The following is a 1548-nucleotide window of genomic DNA, read 5'->3' as shown; positions in this document are numbered from 1 at the left end:
CACCGCACCACTGTCCGCCAGCATGAACGCAATCCGCTCCGCCGGCAGACCCGGATCCAACGGCACATACGCCGCCCCCGCCCGCCACACACCCAAAATCGCCGCAACCATGTCGACACCCCGGGGCAGACACAACCCCACCACCGACTCAGGGCCGACACCCTGCGCCCGCAGGAAATGCGCCAACCGATTCGCCCGCGCATCCAACTCCCCATACGACACCGACACACCACCCGACACCACCGCGACGGCGCTGTCAGAACTTCCCCGCGCGGCTATCAGCTGCGGAAGCATCGTGTCCGCCGATGGGACAGCACTGTCGTTCCACGAGGTCAGTACGCGATGACGCTCGGCCGGGTCCAGGACGTCGATGGCCCCCACCCGTACCTGCGGATCCTCGACCAACGCCGACAGCACCCGCACCCACCGACCCGCGAGCCCCGCCGCGGCCTCCTCGTCGAACAGATCCGCAGCCACCGTCACCGTCCCGAGGACGCCACTCGGAACACCGTCGTCGTCGAACGTCTCGCCGACCATCACGTCCAGGTCGAACTTCGCCGCAGGACGAGCCGTCCGCACTCGCTCACCGTCGAGGCCGGCCAACTCAACCGCTGCCTCAGCGGTGTTGTGCATCGTCAGGACGACCTGGAAGAGGGGATGCCGGGCCAGCGAACGAGACGGAGCCAGCTCCTCCACCAACCGCTCGAACGGCACATCCTGATGCGCATACGCACCAAGACCCGCCTCCCGCACCCGCCCCAACACCTCACGGAACGAAGGATCACCCGACAGATCAGTCCGGATCACCAACGTATTCACAAAACAACCCACCAGATCATCCAGGGCCTCATCCGTCCGCCCGGCGATCGCGCTCCCGATCGGAATGTCGGTTCCTGCACCCAGACGCGACAGCAGCACCGCAAGCCCCGCCTGCAACACCATGAACACCGTCACACCCTCAGCACGCGCCAACCCCACCAACCGCGCATGAACCCCAGTCGGCACCTCGAACCCCGCCGAAAAACCACGATGCGACGCCACCACCGGCCGCACCCGATCAAACGGCAACCCCAACTCCTCCGGAACACCAGCCAACACACCACGCCAATACGCCACCTGACGCGACATCAAACTCCCAGCATCACCCTCCCCACCCAACAACTCCCGCTGCCACAACGCATAATCCGCATACTGAACCGGCAACACACCCCAACCCGGCAACCCACCCGACACCCGCGCCCCATACGCCACCGACAAGTCCCGGAGCATGGGCGTCATCGACCATCCGTCGGCGGCAATGTGATGGACCATCAGGGCCAACACGTGCTCACCGGGATCGGTCTCGAACAACCACGCCTTCAACGGAATCTCGACCGCGAGGTCGAAAGCGTGAGATGTGATCCGGCTCAGCGCATCGGGGAGTTCGTCCGAAGCGATCTCAGTAGCGGTCAATTCCCATTGGAGTTCGTCCATGCCGAGGACGTGCTGGTACGGCTCGCCGTCGACCACCGGGAACACCGTCCGCAGTGACTCATGGCGCCCGATCAC

The 1548-nt window shown here is 65.2% G+C and carries 1 protein-coding gene; it reads right to left on the bottom strand.

All coding sequences use genetic code 11. The features are described 5' to 3' along the window. Positions 1-1548: condensation domain-containing protein (locus M2283_RS51505; protein WP_280883565.1), on the bottom strand; the 1548-nt coding region annotated here is incomplete at its 3' end.

The organism is Streptomyces pseudovenezuelae (assembly GCF_029892565.1).
In the GTDB taxonomy this organism is placed as follows: Bacteria; Actinomycetota; Actinomycetes; order Streptomycetales; family Streptomycetaceae; genus Streptomyces; species Streptomyces pseudovenezuelae_A.
The sequence above is the reverse complement of the archived record's forward strand: the minus strand, read 5'-3'. Positions and strand labels throughout refer to the sequence as shown.